This window comes from Kitasatospora sp. NPDC101235 (assembly GCF_044767505.1).
Lineage (GTDB): Bacteria > Actinomycetota > Actinomycetes > Streptomycetales > Streptomycetaceae > Kitasatospora.
Map to the genome: position 1 here is coordinate 115,549 of NZ_JBIWNZ010000008.1, position 16,374 is coordinate 131,922.

17 protein-coding genes and 1 pseudogene are annotated in these 16,374 nt (G+C 74.9%); 5 read left to right on the top strand and 13 right to left on the bottom strand.

All coding sequences use genetic code 11. From position 1 onward, the window contains the following. Positions 1-495: 495 nt before the first annotated feature. From ACIRRH_RS16045 to ACIRRH_RS16055, 3 genes are all read right to left on the bottom strand, one after another. The gene (locus tag ACIRRH_RS16045; RefSeq protein ID WP_403067077.1) at positions 496-1,011 is read right to left on the bottom strand and encodes a hypothetical protein; all 516 of its coding nucleotides are present in this window, start codon (positions 1,009-1,011) and stop codon (positions 496-498) included. Between the two features lie 169 nt (positions 1,012-1,180). Further along, complete coding sequence (locus tag ACIRRH_RS16050; RefSeq protein ID WP_403067079.1) at positions 1,181-2,635, bottom strand: PLP-dependent aminotransferase family protein; 1,455 nt, start codon at positions 2,633-2,635, stop codon at positions 1,181-1,183. Positions 2,636-2,694: 59 nt separating this feature from the next. Next, a complete protein-coding gene (locus tag ACIRRH_RS16055; RefSeq protein WP_403067081.1) occupies positions 2,695-3,288 on the bottom strand; it encodes a universal stress protein in 594 nt (197 codons plus the stop codon). 208 nt (positions 3,289-3,496) lie between these two features. Between ACIRRH_RS16055 and ACIRRH_RS16060 the strand changes: the two genes are divergently transcribed. After that, entirely contained in the window at positions 3,497-3,892 is a 396-nt protein-coding gene (locus ACIRRH_RS16060; RefSeq protein WP_403067083.1) for a transglycosylase family protein, read from the top strand. Between the two features lie 186 nt (positions 3,893-4,078). Here the strand turns inward: ACIRRH_RS16060 and ACIRRH_RS16065 are convergent, their stop codons facing one another. Beyond that, a complete protein-coding gene (locus tag ACIRRH_RS16065) occupies positions 4,079-4,663 on the bottom strand; it encodes a pyridoxamine 5'-phosphate oxidase family protein (protein WP_403067085.1) in 585 nt (194 codons plus the stop codon). A 156-nt stretch (positions 4,664-4,819) separates the two neighbouring features. Here ACIRRH_RS16065 and ACIRRH_RS16070 point away from each other — a divergent pair, with 156 nt between their 5' ends. Continuing rightward, positions 4,820-5,752, top strand: a complete 933-nt coding sequence (locus tag ACIRRH_RS16070; protein ID WP_403067087.1) for a helix-turn-helix domain-containing protein — start codon at positions 4,820-4,822, stop codon at positions 5,750-5,752. A 138-nt stretch (positions 5,753-5,890) separates the two neighbouring features. On the opposite strand, the gene ACIRRH_RS16075 is transcribed toward ACIRRH_RS16070, so the two are convergent. Then, positions 5,891-6,325 carry a CBS domain-containing protein gene (locus tag ACIRRH_RS16075; protein WP_403067089.1) on the bottom strand — a complete coding sequence of 145 codons (435 nt, stop codon included), beginning with the start codon at positions 6,323-6,325 and terminating at the stop codon, positions 5,891-5,893. A 331-nt stretch (positions 6,326-6,656) separates the two neighbouring features. On the opposite strand from ACIRRH_RS16075, the pseudogene ligD reads away from it, so the two are divergent. After that, positions 6,657-7,526, top strand: a pseudogene (gene ligD / locus ACIRRH_RS16080) (non-homologous end-joining DNA ligase); the annotation flags it as partial. 66 nt (positions 7,527-7,592) lie between these two features. Continuing rightward, a complete protein-coding gene (locus ACIRRH_RS16085; protein WP_403067421.1) occupies positions 7,593-8,447 on the top strand; it encodes a DNA ligase in 855 nt (284 codons plus the stop codon). 33 nt (positions 8,448-8,480) lie between these two features. On the opposite strand, the gene ACIRRH_RS16090 is transcribed toward ACIRRH_RS16085, so the two are convergent. The 7 genes from ACIRRH_RS16090 to ACIRRH_RS16120 form a co-directional block, all read right to left on the bottom strand. Beyond that, positions 8,481-9,065 carry a type 1 glutamine amidotransferase domain-containing protein gene (locus ACIRRH_RS16090; RefSeq protein WP_403067091.1) on the bottom strand — a complete coding sequence of 195 codons (585 nt, stop codon included), beginning with the start codon at positions 9,063-9,065 and terminating at the stop codon, positions 8,481-8,483. Between the two features lie 11 nt (positions 9,066-9,076). Continuing rightward, entirely contained in the window at positions 9,077-9,373 is a 297-nt protein-coding gene (locus ACIRRH_RS16095) for a PRC-barrel domain containing protein (RefSeq protein ID WP_403067093.1), read from the bottom strand. Between the two features lie 4 nt (positions 9,374-9,377). Beyond that, a complete protein-coding gene (locus ACIRRH_RS16100; protein WP_403067095.1) occupies positions 9,378-9,782 on the bottom strand; it encodes a DUF3040 domain-containing protein in 405 nt (134 codons plus the stop codon). 65 nt (positions 9,783-9,847) lie between these two features. Further along, on the bottom strand, positions 9,848-10,294 hold the full coding sequence (locus ACIRRH_RS16105; RefSeq protein WP_403067097.1) for an HAD family hydrolase: 447 nt from the start codon (positions 10,292-10,294) through the stop codon (positions 9,848-9,850). Positions 10,295-10,440: 146 nt separating this feature from the next. Beyond that, positions 10,441-11,040: a GNAT family N-acetyltransferase gene (locus ACIRRH_RS16110; protein WP_403067099.1), complete on the bottom strand. Its 600-nt coding sequence runs from the start codon at positions 11,038-11,040 to the stop codon at positions 10,441-10,443. 136 nt (positions 11,041-11,176) lie between these two features. Beyond that, positions 11,177-11,833, bottom strand: a complete 657-nt coding sequence (locus ACIRRH_RS16115; protein ID WP_403067101.1) for a TNT domain-containing protein — start codon at positions 11,831-11,833, stop codon at positions 11,177-11,179. 212 nt (positions 11,834-12,045) lie between these two features. Beyond that, positions 12,046-13,368 carry a geranylgeranyl reductase family protein gene (locus ACIRRH_RS16120; protein WP_403067103.1) on the bottom strand — a complete coding sequence of 441 codons (1,323 nt, stop codon included), beginning with the start codon at positions 13,366-13,368 and terminating at the stop codon, positions 12,046-12,048. A 432-nt stretch (positions 13,369-13,800) separates the two neighbouring features. On the opposite strand from ACIRRH_RS16120, the gene ACIRRH_RS16125 reads away from it, so the two are divergent. Then, positions 13,801-14,868: an LPXTG cell wall anchor domain-containing protein gene (locus ACIRRH_RS16125; RefSeq protein WP_403067105.1), complete on the top strand. Its 1,068-nt coding sequence runs from the start codon at positions 13,801-13,803 to the stop codon at positions 14,866-14,868. A 381-nt stretch (positions 14,869-15,249) separates the two neighbouring features. Here ACIRRH_RS16125 and ACIRRH_RS16130 read toward each other — a convergent pair whose 3' ends face one another. Continuing rightward, positions 15,250-16,350 carry a calcium:proton antiporter gene (locus ACIRRH_RS16130; RefSeq protein ID WP_403067107.1) on the bottom strand — a complete coding sequence of 367 codons (1,101 nt, stop codon included), beginning with the start codon at positions 16,348-16,350 and terminating at the stop codon, positions 15,250-15,252. Positions 16,351-16,374 lie beyond the last annotated feature (24 nt).

Here is a 16,374-nt window from a genome sequence, read left to right on the forward strand (position 1 = left end):
CCAGATCCGCTTATGGGTGGGGGCGTTGGCGAATTTCGCGAAGTGCGACCACCGTCTCCCGGCGGCCCATGCGGAACCCTAGATCACCAGGACCCGGCCGAGCCCGAACGGAGGCCGACTACCCCCCGATAGGGTGAATCTTGCCCGGTCCGCCCCCGCAGCCCCACAAACTCCGGGAACATCCGTTCGCCCCTGCGGGCCCCGCGCCGCCATCGGCTTTCCCACCCCGGCCAGGGCCCGGCCAGGGCCCTGGCCGGGCGGCCCGGAGGCCGTCGCCCGGCGTCAACCCGGCGCGCCGTCCCGGCGCCGCGGACACCCGCGCGGGGCAGCGGCCGGGCTCCGGCGACCGGCCACGGAGACACGAACGGCCCGTCGGGTGCCGGCACGGGGGAAGCCGGCACCCGACGGGTGAACGGGGGGTGCGCAGTGGGGGTCTGCGCCGGGGAGGGCGGCGCGCCTGCGGCCTCCGCCGACGGCACCGGCGGCACCGGCGGGTCAGGCGCAGGCGACCTGGGTGCCGGGGATGCCGACGATGCCCGAGTTGTTGGACTCACCGCCCCGGTACTCGTAGTACAGGTGGGAGTAGAAGTCGATCCGGGTGTCGGGGCCGCAGGCCGAATCGGGGGCGATGGTGTACGTCACCGTGAAGGCGCTGCTGGCACCGGGGGCGAGCGGCACGTCGTAGCGGGCGATGCCGCCGTGGACGTTGTCACTGCACCCGTTGGTCTGGGTGCCGCAGGCGGTCGCGGTGAACTTGAGACCGGTCTCCAGGCTGGTGCCGTAGGTCTCCTGGACGCTCTGGTAGACGAACTGGATCGGGGTGTCGTACGGGTTGGTGAGCGTCAGGGTGAGTGTGAACTCGCCGCCCCTCACGGTCGTCCGTTTGTCGGAGACGGCCGTCAGGGGCAGTCGGCTGTCGGCCCGGGCGGCGGGGGCGGCGGAGAGGAGCAGACCGACGACGAGGGCCGGACACGCGGCGAGCGCGGCGCGGCTCAGATGTGTTCTGCGCATGACCATGGAGCGTAGGCGCCGCCTCCGCCGGGGTTGTGTGCCTCGGCCCCGGTCCGTACCGACGCAGGAGCGGCGAGCGGACACCACGCACCCGCCGCTCGCGTTCCTCCCCCGCGGGCCCGCCCGGGGGCCTGTGCTTCGCCGCCCTCCCGACGTCCCGGATCCGTCCTCACGCACACGGCGGCAGGATGTCGCAGAGCGCGTCGAGCGCCGCCGGGTAGGCGTGGTCCGGTGGCGCGGCGTAGCCGACCACCAGGCCGTCGACGGCGGGCATCGCCTCCTCGCCGATCGCCGGGTGCCGGTAGTCGGCGAGCCCGTCGACGGCCAGGCCCCGGTACGCGGCGGCCTTGAGCACCGAGCGCTCGGTGCCCGGCTCCAGGCGCAGCACCGCGTGCAGCCCGGCCGCGATGCCGGACACCTCGACGTGCGGGGCGCGGGCGGCGAGCGCGGCCACCAGCTGGTCGCGGCGGTCCCGGTAGCGGCGGCGCATCCGGCGCACGTGCCGGTCGTAGCCGCCCGAGTCGATGAACTCGGCGAGGGTCAGCTGGTCCAGGGCGCTGGCCCAGCCCTCGCGTTCGCCCTTGGCGGCGAGCGCCCGGTCCACCAGGTGGTCGGGCAGCACCATCCAGCCGAGCCGCAGGGCGGGGGTCAGGCTCTTGCTGGTGCTGCCGAGGTAGACCACCCGTTCGGGATCGAGCCCCTGGACGGCGCCGACCGGCTGGCGGTCGTAGCGGAACTCCCCGTCGTAGTCGTCCTCCAGGACCAGCCCGCCGCGCCCGCGCGCCCAGTCGACCACGGCGGCGCGGCGGCCCGGATGCAGCGGGCCCCCGGTGGGGAACTGGTGGGCGGGGGTGAGCAGGGCCGTCCGGACGTCCGGACGCTGCGCCAACTCGCCCGTCCGGGCGCCCCGTTCGTCGATCGGCAGCGGCACGGTGGTGACGCCCGCGGCGGCCAGCAGCCCGCGGTGGAAGCCCAGCCCGTACGCCTCGACGGCCAGCGGGCCGTGCTCGGCGGGCGGCAGGACGGGCGTGACGCCGTCGAAGAGCAACCGCAGCGCGTGGGCGAAGCCTGAGCAGACCACGATCCGGTCGGGGTCGGTGCGCACCCCCCGGGCGCGCGCGAGGTAGTCGGCGAGGACGGTGCGCAGTTCGCGCCGGCCCTGGGGATCGCCGGGCCCGAAGGCCTCGTTGGGGGCGGCGACGAGCGCGCGGCGGGCGGCGGCGAGCCAGGCGCTGCGTGGGAAGGAAGCGGCGTCGGGCTGCCCCTGGCGCAGGTCGTGGCCGGGACCGGGACGGCGGGAGGGCCGGCGGGCCCGGGCGCGCGAGACGGGTTCGGCGCGTTCGGCGACGGTGGTGCCGGAGCCCTGACGAGCCGTCAGCCAGCCCTCGGCGACGAGTTCGGCGTAGGCCTCGGCGGCGGTGTTGCGGGCCAGGCCGAGGTCGGCGGCGAGGGCGCGGTAGGGCGGCAGCCGGGTGCCGGGGGCCAGTCTGCCGCTGCGGATCGCCTCGCGCAGGGCCGCCATCAGCGCGGCGCGGCGGCCGCCGCCGGCGGGGAGGTCGAGGTGCAGGTCGTTGCCGGTCGGGTGGGCGGGCTCGGAGGGGTGCGTGCCCCGCGTGTCCGTCATGGTCACGCACCCTACCGGCCGCCACCCCGGCCCCTTTCGGGCGGTCGCCCGGCCGCGGGCTACGGCACGACGGTGACCGGCCAGCGGCCTGCCTTCACCAGCCGGACCGCCACCGAACCGATCACCTTGTGCCCGGCCTGTTCGGAGACGCCGACCACCACGGCGTCGGCGCGCAGCTCGTCCGCGAGCTTGGCGAGGCCGGTGTACGGGTCGCCGCGCACGGTCAGGAAGCGCCACTCCACCCTCCACACCTCACGCACCCGGTGCTCGGCCTCGCGCAGCGCGGTCAGCAGTTCCTCGGCGATCTCCTGGGTGGTCTCCTCCACCGCGGCCCCGGCCAGGGCGGTCGCGGCGCCGAGGATCGGCTGGATGTACGCCACCGCGAGGACGGCGCCCTGGCGGCGGGCCAGCCCGGCGGCGTAGGCGGTGGCGCGCCAGGAGGAGTCGGAGCCGTCCAGACCGGCCAGGACCACCTTGGGGCCGTCGGTGCCAAGCTCGAAGCCCGTGGGCGCGGCCGCGGCCTCGTGCTCCTCGGCGCCGATCGGCGCCCCCGCCGCGGCAGCCCCTTCTCTGCCGGCGGCCGCCGCCCCACCCGTACCGGCGGCCGCCTCTCCCGCGTCCGCCGTGTCCGCTGCATCGCTGTCGTTGCTCATGGGGCCGAGGCTATGCCCGCCACCGGAAGTGGGGGCAGGGGGCACTCCGGGTGAGGGCTGTGGTGCGGGCCACCCGGGCCGGCGGAATCGGCACCGGCGGCCCCCGAGCAGGACGGTGCAGGACCACGCGAGTGGCTTGTCCCCGAAACCGACGGCCTTCCGAGGGCCTGGTTCCGCGCGCTCGCAGACCCCTCCGAAAGGAACCCCCATGACCTTCCGTAACGAGACTGCCGCTGCCACCACCACTGCCACCCCGAAGCGCCGCAACCGCGTCCGGATGGCTCTGATGGCCGGGGCGGTCACCGCCCTGCCGGTGGCCGGCCTCGTCACGGCCACCGGTGCCTCTGCCGCGCCGGCTTCGGTCTGGGACAAGGTCGCCGCCTGCGAGGCGACCGGCAACTGGGCCGTCAACTCCGGCAACGGCTTCTACGGCGTCCTCCAGTTCACCTCCAGCACCTGGGCCGCGTTCGGTGGCACCGCCTACGCCCCGCAGGCCCACCAGGCCACCAAGGACCAGCAGATCGCCATCGGCGAGAAGGTCCTCGCCGCCCAGGGCCCCGGCGCCTGGCCGGTCTGCTCCGTCAAGGCCGGTCTGGGCAAGTAGGACCGCGTGCCATGAGGCCGCCGCACCCCGCCACGGGGTGCGGCGGCCTCGTCGCGTTCCGCCGGGGGAACCCTGAACGCCCACGAGGTGTACGCCGGAGGGTTCGTACCGGTCCCCGGTCCGGAGGAGCCGGCGATCCTCGGCCCCGATCCGATCGGCTGACAGGCCATCGGGAAGGTACGACCGTCAGGACGGCCGCGGCGGGAGCGGCAGCGGGACGGCCGGCAGGCCGTCGATGCTGGTGCCGACCAGCGGCTTGCGCTCGCAGTAGGCGCCGAACTCCTCCTCGTCCTTGCGGTCGAAGTACTGGGCGTGCAGGTCGCGGTCGGCACGGTAGTCCATGAACGGCACCGCGTACCCGCAGGAGTCGCTGACCCGCTCGGCCCTGACCAGCACGATCGCCCGCAGGCCGGAGCCGTCCGCGGCCGGGTCGAAGTGGCCGAGCAGTGCGGCGAACCTCGGGTCGTTCCGGAAGACCGGCTCGCCGCGCCCGTGCACCCGCACCACGGTCGGCGGGCCCTCGAAGGCGCACCACATCAGGGTGATCCGGCCGTTCTCCCGCAGGTGGGCGACGGTCTCGGCCTGCGAGCCGCCGAAGTCCAGGTAGGCGAGGGTGAGTTCGTCGATCACCGCGAGCGTCCCGGAGCGCCCCTTGGGCGAGAGGTTGACGTGCCCGTCGGCGTCCAGCGGGGCGGTGGCCACGAAGTAGACCGGCTGACGCTCGATGAACTCGCGCAACCGACCGTCGATGCATTCGTACTGCTTTCCCATGTGCGCGATTGTGCCCGTATCTCGACTGGCAAGAAAGAAGGATCCGGCCCCTGAGACAGCCCGCCACCCGGGTAGCACGAGGCCTCCCGGAGGCCGACCGGCGCCGCCTACCATGGCCCGTGCATGCCACCCGCCAGGCCGAGCAGGGGAGTTGCGATGACCCGGAACACCCTCCTCATCACCTCGCCCGGGACGGTCGTCGGCACCCCCGCCGCACCGCTGCGCGGGTACGTCCTCGGCTACCGCGGCTACCGGCTGGCCCTGCGGCAGCCGCTGCGGCGGCTGGAGGTGCCGACGGACGTGGTCACCGTCGCACTCGCCTTCGAGGGCACGTTGAGCCTCATCGACGCCGTCTCCCCCGCGCCCGCCGCCGCCTTCGGCTCGGTCGCGGCCGGGCTGCGCCGCACCGCGACGATCGCCGAACACGCGGGCGTGCTGCACGGGTTGGCCGTCTCGCTCACCCCGCAGGGCGCCTTCCGGGCGTTCGGGCCGCTGGCCGGCGAGCTCGGCGGGCACTGGGCCGAGGCCGGGGACGTCCTGGGCCCGCGACTGCGGTCGCTGACCGACCGGCTGGCCCACACCCCGGGCTGGCCGGCCCGGTTCGCCATGCTGGACGGCTACTTCGGTGCGCTGTTCGCGTACGGGCCGGACTGGGACCCTTCGGTGCACTGGGTCTGGCGGCAACTGCGGCACTCGCACGGGCTGGTGCCGATCGGCACCCTGGTCAAGGGCAGCGGGTGGAGCCGACGCCGGCTGGAGCTGCGCTTCCGCGAGCACCTCGGGCTGGCCCCCAAGCAGGCGGCGGGCATCCTCCGGCTCCAGCGCACCCTCAACGTCCTGACCGCGCACGAGGACCGCCCCGCCGAGGACCGCCCCACCGAGGACCGGCCCACCGGCGCCGACCTGGCCGCGCGCTGCGGCTACTACGACCAGTCCCACCTTGACCGGAGCTTCCGCGCCATGGTCGGCTGCTCGCCACGCGTGTTCCTGGCCTCCCGTCGCACCGCCGCCCTGCCCCAGCCCGCCGGCCGGGTCACCGACCGGGTCACCGGGCGGGTGACCAGCACCGTCCTGGGCACCGGAGGCTGAGGCGTGCGCCCTCGCAGCCGTGCGCATTCGTACAAGACGCACCGGTGCCCCGCCCGGCACGCTCGAAGGGCCCGGCCGGTACGGGGGACCGGCCGGGCCGGAAGCATTCGCGGACGGGGCGCGCGGGGTGTCAGCCGGTCACTGCTTCATGTAGACGCTGTCCATGAACTCGATGATCTGCTGATCGGTCAGCCGCTGGCCCTGACGGTGGCCCATCGCCAGGTCCGCCTCGCTGATCATGCCCACCAGCCGGTCCCCGTCGATCACCGGGATGCGCCGGATCTGGTGCTGCTCCATCTTGCGCAGTACCAGATCCATGCTGTCCTCGGCGCGCACGCAGTGCAGATGGCCGGAGAGCTCCATGGCCGTCATCGTGGCCGGGTTCTTGCCCTCCGCGATACATCGCAGCACGATGTCGCGGTCGGTGATGATGCCCTTCAGCTTCTGGTCGTCGCCGCAGATCGGCAGCGCGCCCACGTTCTTGTCGCGCATCATCTGCGCGGCCTCGGCCAGCGTCTGATGGGCGCCGATGCACTGGGCACCGGTGTGCATGATGTCTCGGGCAGTGGTCACGGGGACTCCTTCGTCGATGGTTCCCCCCGGCTGGCCCCCCGCATCCCCCCGGCGGCGCATCCGGGCTCCCGCCGTCGGAGCGGAAGGCGTGTGACCGCGCCCTCACCATAAGCAACCCCGTCTCCGTCCGCGACCCCGGCCGGTCGCTCACCCGCGGGGGTGAGCGGTGCGCACGCCGGTGGAGCGGCTGCGCGCGCCGTACCTGGCGCTGCCGGACGTCGCGGAGCGGGGCGGCCACGGAGCGCCGGGCCCGGGGCGGGCACGCCCGAACCGGGGCAGACTGGCTGCGGGGGCCACCAACCGGAGGCATCGGAGGCGGACCGTGCCGCGGATGACGGTGGACGGGCGCACCCTCGCCCTCTCCCACCTCGACAAGGTGTACTACCCGCGCACCGGCACTCCCAAGGGCGAGGTGCTGCGGTACTACGCCGCCGTGCACACCGCGCTGCTCCCGCACCTGCGCGACCGCCCGGTCTCCTTCCTGCGCTGCCCAAACGGCGTCGAGGCGGAGGTGTTCGTCGCCAAGAACCCGCCGCCCGGCACCCCGGACTGGGTGCGCACGGTCGACGTGCCGAGCACCACCGGCGAGCTGCGCCAGGTGGTGCTGACGGACGGTGCGGCCCTGCTGGCGGTCGCCAACCTGGGCTGCCTGGAACTGCACGTCCCGCAGTGGCACGCCGCCGCGCCCGCCCTCGCCGACCGGCTGGTGCTGGACCTCGACCCCGGCGAGGGCGCCGACGTGCTGACCTGCCGTACGGTCGCGCTGCTGCTGCGCGAGCGGCTCGCGGCGGACGGCCTGGCGGCCTGGGCGAAGACGTCCGGCTCCAAGGGACTGCACCTGCTGGTCCCGATCGAACCCACCCCGAGCACTCGGGTCTCCGCGTACGCGAAGGCGCTGGCCGCCGCCCTGGAGGCCGAGCACCCGGACCTCGTGGTGCACACCATGGCCAAGGCCCGCCGCCGGGGCCGGGTGTTGGTCGACTGGTCGCAGAACAACGCCAAGAAGACCACCGCCGCGCCGTACACCCTGCGGGCCCGACCGCTGCCGACCGTCTCCACCCCGCTGGCCTGGGCGGAGCTGGAACGGGCCGGCCACGAGCAGGACCTGGTCTTCACCCTCGCCGAGGTGCCCGACCGGCTGGCCGCGCACGGCGACCTGCTCGCCCCGCTGCTGGACCCGGAACGGGCCCGGCCGCTGCCCGGCGTGCCCGCGGCGGCGCCGCAGCCGGGGCCCTCGCGCCAGGTGCTGCGCCCGCCCGTCGAGGTGATGCGTCCGGCCGCCGTGACCGCCGTCCCGCCCGCCGACGGCCTGGGCGGCGGAGGCGTGCAGTACGAGCTGAAGCTGGACGGCTTCCGCTGCGTCGCGTTCGCCCGGGGCGAGCGCCCCGCGTACCTCCAGTCCCGCAGCGGCCGCGACCTCGCCCCCGAGTTCCCGCCGATCGCCGCCGCCGTCGCCCGGCTGCCGGAGGGGCTGGTGCTGGACGCCGAGCTGGTCGCCTGGCACGGCGGCCGGTTCGCCTTCGGCGAGCTGCTGCGCACCCGCCGGGCCCGCGCCGCCGCTCCCGAGGTGGCGCTCGGCCTGATCGCCTTCGACCTGCTGGCGCTGCCCGGCCGCGACGTCCGCCGGCTGCCGCTCGCCGACCGCCGCCGCCTGCTGCTCGCCGCCCTCGCCGACGTCCCGCCGCCGATCCAGCCGGTCATGGCCACCACTGACCGGGCGGAGGCGCTGGAGTGGATGGAGCGGCTCGCCGACACCGGGGTGGAGGGCCTGGTCTGCAAGGCCGCCGCCGCCCCGTACCGCCCGCGCGGCGCGGGCCGCGTCTGGGTCAAGTACCGTCGCAACGACACCCTCGACGCCACCGTCCGCGCCGTCACCGGCCCGGCCGCGCACCCGCAGGCGCTGATCCTCCAGCTCGACGACGGGCGGGTGTTCCTGACCACCCCACGGCTCACCCCGGTCCAGTCCCGCGAGGTCGCCGAGGTCGCCCGCCCCCTGCTCGGCCCGCCCACCACGGACCCCGACCACGGCCCGGTCCACCCGCTGACCTCACCCCTCCGCGCCGAACTCACCCTCACCGGCCGCCCGCCCACCGCCACCTTCGTCCGCCTCCGGGGCGACTGACGGCCGATTGCGATCGCGCGGTGCCGCCGGCGTTCACGTCCGCCGCTTCGCCGCGGCGTGGGCGAACTCCGTCACGAAGGCGTCGTCGAACAGCGGCAGGTCGTGCGGTTTGCGACTGGTGACGAGCGGGCCGGGCCCGTCGCGGCAGACGTGGACGGGCTCGTCCACCCAGTGCGCGCCGGCGTTGACCAGGTCGGTGCGCAGGCTGGGCCAGGAGGTCAGGGTGCGGCCGCGCACCGCGTCGGCCTCGATGAGCGTCCAGGCCGCGTGACAGATCGCCGCGACCGGGCGGCCGGCGGCGCAGCAGGCGTGCACGAAGGCTACCGCCGGGCGGTCCAGGCGCAGCCGGTCGGGGTTGGCGACGCCGCCGGGAAGGACCAGCCCGTCGTAGTCGGCCGGGTCGGCGTCGGCGACCAGGGCGTCCACGGCGAAGGTGTCGCCCGGGGCCCGGTGCCGGACGGCCTGGACCCGCCCCTCGGCGGTGGACAGCAGCCGCGGGGTGCCGCCGGACTCGGCGACCGCCTGCCAGGGGTCGGTCAGTTCGACCTGCTCGGCCCCGTACGGAGCGACCAGGAAGGCGATCGTCCGGCCGGTGAGCGTGGTGGACGGCCAGCCCATGGCACGGTCGCTCAGCGCGGGTGCGGGGCGGTCAGGTCGACGGCCGCGGGCGGGGCCGAACTGAGCCTGGCACGCGGGCAGTCGAGGTGGACGGCTCGGTCGAGGTGGTCGAGCCGGGCGACCAGTCCGGCCGGAACGAGCACCCGGGCGCCCGGCACCCAGGGCTCGGCGTCGACCAGCAGGTGATCCCCGGCGTCCTGTTCGACCCGGCCGACCGGGCCGTCGGTGGCGTGCACCTCGTACCCGACCAGCGTGAGGTCGGCGGCGGGATGGGAGCCCGGGCGGTACTCCCACAGGTCGGTGGTCATCGCATCACGCCTCCGGACGGTCCCAGGGGCGCCGCTCCCGGCGCTCCCGTGTCTGCGCCGGGTCCGCCGCGTCGGTGGGGCTGCGGGCCGCGCGCCGGCGGCGCAGCAGCTCCGAGGTGGCGATCGCGGCCGTCACCGTGGCCACCCAGACCACGCCGAGCGCGACCAGCACGGCGGTGACCGGGGTCCGTACGCCCACGCCGAGGCAGATCGCCGTCATCACCAGGGCGGTCAGCACCACCCCGGCCGAGATCCTGCGCCCGATGCCGCGAACCACACCCCGGGCCCGGCTGGGCGGCTTGCCGCCCATCGTGCTCAGCTTCCGGTCGAGCCGTGTGTCCTGGCGCAGATCGGACTCGATCTCCTCGAGGAGCCGCCGCTCCCATCCGCTCAACGCGGGTCCGTCCATCTCGGTCACCTCCGACACTTCGGGTGACATGCTCACACCCGGCGGTTGCCCGGTACGGGCTGGTGCTAACCGTTCAGGGCGCCGCCCGTTGCGGCGCCGGCGGGCCCGAAGGCCCGGGGGCGGGCGAGCAGGCTGTCGTCCAGGACGCTCAGCAGTGCGGCGGCGTCGCGGTGCACCTCGACCGCGCCCTCCGCCCGCAGCTCCTGGTCGGTGTCCGGGCCGGCCGCCAGGGCCACGCACGGCACCCCGGCCCGCCGCGCCGCCCGTACGTCGCGCACGCTCCCGGCGACGGCCACGGCGTGCGAGGGCCTGCCGTCCACCAGCTCCAGCGCGGCCCGCACCGGGTCGCCGCCGGGATCGGCCACGGTCAGCGCCGGGGCGCCGGCCGGCCCGGGGCCGGTCAGCACGACCGTCCACCCACGGGCGGCACACTCGCGCAGCAACTCGGCACCGCCGGGCAGCGCGGGCTGCCACCAGTCGGTACCGAAGAGAGCCGCCGAGATCACCGTCATGGTCACCGCTCCGTTCGCGGGCGACGCACCGAAACGCTCCCCTCCAGGTTAGGTCGCTCCCCCGCCGCGCGCGCAGCCTGCGCCCGGGGCCCCGAAAGGCGCGACCGTCCGGGGCTGATCCCGCCCGCGGGCCCGTCCACGGGACCTCAGTCCGTGAACGGGTCCGAAGCCAGCCGGGCGTGCAGGTGCTCGTCCACGTAGACGCCCCCGCCGTAGGTGTAGGAGCCGCGCAGCGTGCCCTCGTACGGGAACCCGGCCCGCGTCGCGACGCGACAGGAGTCCTCGTTGGCGACGGCGTGGTAGAGCTCGATGCGGCGAACGTCGGCGTGGTCCACCGCCCAGCGGGTGACGGCGGTGGTGGCCCGGGTGGCCAGGCCCCGGCCGCGGGCGGCGGCGAGCAGCCAGTAGCCGATCATGGCCACGCCGTCGTCCCGGTTGGTCCACCCCAGGTAGGCGTTGCCGCAGAGGCTGCCGTCGGCGGCGTCGATGACGGCGAAGGACGCCGCGGTGCCCGCGGCCCAGTGCTCCTCGCAACGGCCGAGGTAGGTGTCGACGACCACCGGGCCGGCGGCGCTGAGCGGGCTCCAGCGGGCGACGGCCGGGTCCGCCGCGGCGGCGGTCAGGGCGGGCGCGATGCCGCCGGGCACGTCGAGGGCGCGCCCCCACGGGCGCAGCAGGACGTCACCGAGGTCGAGGACGGTGGGGCGGAAGACGCGCTGGTCGGTGCCGGGATCGCTGGTGGTCATCCCGTCTTCGTATCCCCCGTTCCCCGGTGCCCGCCAGCGAATATCGCGTTTCCGGCGCCGCACGACCGGCGCGACGGCGGCGTCCGGTGACCGGCCGGGGCCGGGCGCCGGGCACCGCCGTACGGGCGGGGCGGGGTCAGATCCGGGCCAGGTATCCGTTCTCCACCAGCCAGAGCACGTTCAGCCTGGCCGGACCGCCGGGCAGCAGGGCGCCGTCGAGCTGGTACTGGAGGCCCCAGCCGGGCTGGTTGAACCAGGGCGCGATCGGGCCGGCGTGCACTGTGAAGGCCTTGACCACCTTGTAGTCGTGGTAGTTGCAGGCGGCCGGCGGGTTGCCGTCCAGGCTCTGCGGCGGGATCGCGCGGTTGGCGTAGGGCAGGCCCTCGGGAGCGAGGAAGGCGCCGTACTCGCTGCCGTAGCGGTCGATGTTCTGGTTCGGGTAGAGCGTGAGGTCGAACTCGATCGGGCGGCCGTCGGGCAGGGTGACGTAGCCGTCGGCCGGCGGGTAGGTCCAGCCGCCCTTGCCGCCGTTGCCGGCCGGGTCGTAGTACCTGGCCAGGAAGTCCTGGTCGCTCGCGCCACCGGTGCGCTGGTAGCCGATGAGCTGGCGGCCGACCGGGCCGGTGGTGGGGAGGTCGGCGGGGCCGAGGCGGGCGTCGTCGTGGCGGAAGGCGGCGGAGCACTGGTCGGAGGGGGTGGCCGCCGGGGCCGCGACGGCGGCGGGGGTGCTCAGGGCGGTGAGGACGGTGGCCGCGGCGAGCGGCGCGACGAGCAGGCGAAGGCGAAGGCGCACGGTGTCTCCGTCGAACGGGTCAGCGGTCGAGAAAGGAGCCACGGAGGGTCGTCATGCTCACCCTCCGTGGCTGGTTCGACACCAGGCAATCGGATTGACTGATCATTCGTCAACACGATCCGTGCGACTGCGCGTTCGACTCCGTGAATTCGGCCGAACCCGGGACAGCGGGACCGTCCGTCCATCAGGATGAGCGGTCCGGCGCGGCCGGGTCACTTCCCCGGGGCGACCCTCCCGAGCAGGTGGAGCAGCCGGTCGAGGGCGTCCTTGGAGTTCGGCTCGGTCAGGTTGACCATCAGCCGGAACGCCACCTTCAGCAGCGCAGGGTGGCCGAGCCCGGCGGCCCCGGCCGCGCCGAGCAGCTTCGGGCGGCCCAGCAGTTCGGCGGCCAGGCGGCCGAGCACGAAGTAACCCGCGTAGGCGGAGCGCAGCGCCTGCGGGTAGGCGCGCAGGGCGAGTTCGCGGCCGCGGTCGGTGCGGCGGGCGAGGGCCTGGACGATGGTCTCGGCGGCGTAGCGGCCGGACTCCATCGCGTAGGCGATGCCCTCGCCGGTGCCCGGGCTGACCGTGCCGCCCGCGTCGCCGACCAGCAGCAGGCCGTCGGCGTAGTGGGGGCGGCGGTTGAGGCCCATCGGCAGGGCGGCGCCACGAATCGGCTCGGTGACCCCGTCGGGGGTGTAGCCGTACTCCGGCGGCAGGCCGTCGCACCAGCGGCGCAGCAGCTCCCGCCAGTCCACCTCGGCCTTGGCGGTGTCGAGGATCCCGAGGCCGACGTTGGCGGTGCCGTCACCCATGCCGAACACCCAGGCGTAGCCGGGCAGCAGGCGCCGGGCCGGGTCGGTGGGGCTGCGCAGGTCGAGCCAGGCCTCCAGGTAGCGGTCGTCGTGGCGCGGGGTGGTGAAGTACGTCCGGTACGCGACGCCCATCGCACGGTCGGTGCGGCGGTAGCGCTTCATCGCCACCGACAGCCGGGTGGAGTTGCCGTCGGCGGCGACCACGATCGGGGCCCGGTAGGCGACCGGCCGGCGCTCCTCCCCCAGCTTGGCGGTGACGCCGGTGATCCGGCCGGTCCGCTCGTCCAGCAACGGGCCCGTCACATTGGCGCGTTCGACCACCCGGGCGCCGGCCGAGGCCGCCTTGCGGGCGAGCAGTTCGTCGAAGTCGGCGCGGCGCCGGACCAGCCCGAACCCGGGGAAGGCGGAGAGCTCGGGCCAGTCGAACTCCAGCGAGCGGTGCCCGGAGATCAGCCGCAGGCCCCGGTTGTGCAACCAGCCGGCCTCCTCGGAGACGTCGATGCCGAGGTCGGTCAACTGCTTGACGACGCGCGGGGTGAGGCCGTCCCCGCAGACCTTCTCGCGCGGGAAGGCGGACTTCTCCAGCAGCAGGACGTCCAGTCCGGTCCGTGCGAGGTGGGCTGCCGCGGTGGAGCCGGCCGGCCCGGCGCCGACCACGATGACGTCGGCGCTCCCCCCGGCCTTCACGCTCTCCCCGGCCTCACCGGTCGGCTCCGGGACGGTCTGCTCTGGGCCGGGCATCGCACTCTCCCACGGGTCGGATCGGCTGTACACGCAGCGGGGGCCGCGGACTGGGCGGTCCCGGACGGACGATAGAGAACCCCGGCGCCGACCCGCCGCCCGACACGCAGTCCGCCGCCGTGAACCGGTCAATACCGGCCACCACGGCCATCCGGGACCACCCGCCGGACCGGGGACCGGAGTTGACCGCTCACCAGGGTCGAACGCACACGAAGTCCAGACAATCGGGTGATCGGATCGTTATGACGGACTAGTCGGACCAATCGCCTTCAGCGATGCATTTCGGCCAAACCTCCCTTGCGTCACGTTTCCCGCTGCGGGAACTCTTGTGCCCTCCCGTCGCACGACACCGGCTCCTGCCGAACGGCCGACCGGAGGCTCCCTCCCCGCCGCGCGGGCCCGCTCCGGCCTGCCGTACCCGATGGAACTCCGATGCACCTCCGCTCCACCGCCGCGCGCTCCCTGGTGGCCGTCCCGACCGCCGCCGCGCTCATGCTGCTCGCCCCCGCCGCACACGCCGTTTCGGGCGGCAAGGGCGGCGCCCCCGGCAACAACGGCACCGTCAAGATCCACGACGCCGCCACCGGCCAGGAGGACGTGCGCAACGAGCCCAAGGTCTGCACCTTCTACCTGGACTCCTTCGGCTTCGACGCCAACCAGGACGTGATCTGGGCGATCGCCACCGTCGGCCCCAAGGGCGAGACGCTCGCCGCGTGGGGCGACCTCCCGGTCGACCCGCACGGGCACGTGCGGACCGAGGACATCCACCTGCCGGACGGCCACTACAAGCTCTACTGGCAGTCGGTCGAGCTGGTGGACGGCAAGCTGCCCAAGAAGCCGGACCTCAACAACCCCAAGCACAAGGTGTTCAAGGTCGACTGCGGCGGGCAGCCCCCGGCCCCGACCGGCAAGCCTTCGGCGACCGTGACGCCGACCCCGGTGAAGACGCCGCCGGCGAGCCCGACCTCGGTGCCCTCGCACAGCCCGTCGACCCCGGCGACGCCCCCGGCCACGACCCCCGCCACGCCCCCGGCCACGACGCCCGCGACGACCCCGGCCTCGCCGAGCGCGAGCACGCAGCCCACCGAGACGCCGAAGCCCCCGGTGCCTCCGACCGCCACCCCGACCAGCCCGGCGGCAACCACTCCGGCCACCACCCCGACCAGCCCGGCGGCGACGACTCCGGCCACCACCCCGGCCACCCAGGAGCCGACCACCGCGCCCAGCGGCGCCCCGAGCCCGGCCCCGTCCAGCGCGCCGACCGCCACCGTGCCGGTGAACGTCCCGGCCACCGAGACCCCGGTCAACCCGGAGCAGCCGCTGATCATGCCCGACAAGGTCAGCGTGCCCACCCCGATCCCGGGCGCCGCCGCGGACGGCAAGAAGCTGGCCACCACCGGCAGTGACGGCACCCTGCTCTACGCCGGCGCCGGCACCGTGCTGCTGCTGGGCGGCGCGGGCGCGGTGGTCTACACCCGCCGTCGCCGCACCGAATCCTGACACTCCCGCCCGGGCCCTCCCGGGCGGCATGCCGCGACTGAGCCGCGGCGCCACTGAGCCCCTGGCCCGCGAGCAGCTGCGTGGCCAGGGGCTCCCCGTCGTTCCACGGCGCGCACCCCCTCGGGGGTTCACCGGCGGTCGCGCCGGGATCGACGAGGGGCCCTGGCCACGGGGGTCGGCCAGGGCCCTCACCCGGAACCACGGCCGGACACTCCCCCCGGGTTCACCGACCGCACCACCGGAACCGCCGACATCGCCGCCCCCATCGGTACCACCGCCCCCACCGGCACCTCCCGACCCGGCCCCGGGAACGCCGGAAGCCCCTGGCCGCGCGGGGGTACGGGCCAGGGGCTTCCACTCCCGACTACGGCCGGCGCGCCCTCACGGGTTCAACGCCAGCACCACGTACCCCGCCAGCACCGCCAGGTGCACCGCGCCCTGGAGCGGAGTCGCCCGGCGCGGGATGACCGTGAGGGTGAGCAGCACGATCGTCAGGGTCAACAGCACCATGTGCGCCGGGTCGAGCCCGAGGACGAGGGGGCCGGAGAGCCAGCTGGAGGCGATCGCGACCGCCGGGATGGTCAGGCCGATGCTGGCGAGCGCCGAGCCGAGGGCGAGGTTGAGGCTGGTCTGCACCCGGTTGCGGACGGCCGCGCGCAGCGCCGCGATCGTCTCCGGCAGCAGCACCATCATGGCGATCACCACGCCGACCACGGCGTGCGGGAGCCCGGCGTCGTCCACCGCCTTCTCGATGGTCGGCGACACGCCCTTGGCCAGGCCCACCACCGACACCAGGGCGACGGCGAGCAGCAGCAGGCTGACCCCGGCGGCCCGGAGGGTGGGCGGGGAGGCGTGGTCCTCCTCGTCCAGCACCCGGCCCTCGGGGGTGACGGGCAGGAAGTAGTCCCGGTGCCGGACGGTCTGGGTGGCGACGAACAGTCCGTAGACCACCAGCGAGGCGGTGGCCGCGAAGGCGAGCTGGGTGGTGGAGAACTGCGGGCCGGGCGTGCTGGTGGTGAAGGTCGGCAGTACCAGGCTGAGGGTCGCGAGGGTCGCGATGCAGGCGAGCGCGGCGCCGGTGCCCTCGGCGTTGAACACGGCGGTCCGGTACTTGACCGCGGCAACCAGGATGGACAGTCCGAGGATGCCGTTGCAGGTGATCATCACGGCGGCGAAGACGGTGTCCCGGGCCAGCGTGGCGGACTTGCCCCCGCCGTCGGCCATCAGCGTCACGATCAGTGCGACCTCGATCACGGTGACCGCCACCGCGAGGACCAGTGATCCGAAGGGCTCCCCCGACCAGTGCGCGATGACCTCGGCGTGGTGCACGGCGGACAGCACGGCGCCCACCAGGAAGCAGGCGACCACCGCCACCACCCAGCCGGGCAGCTCCTCGTGCCAGGTCAGGACGAGGACGAGGAAGGACACCACCGGAACGACGACGGTCCATTGCGCGGCACCCGCGCGGAGCTTCGTGATCATGCCGCCGAGGATTCCAGACCGGAG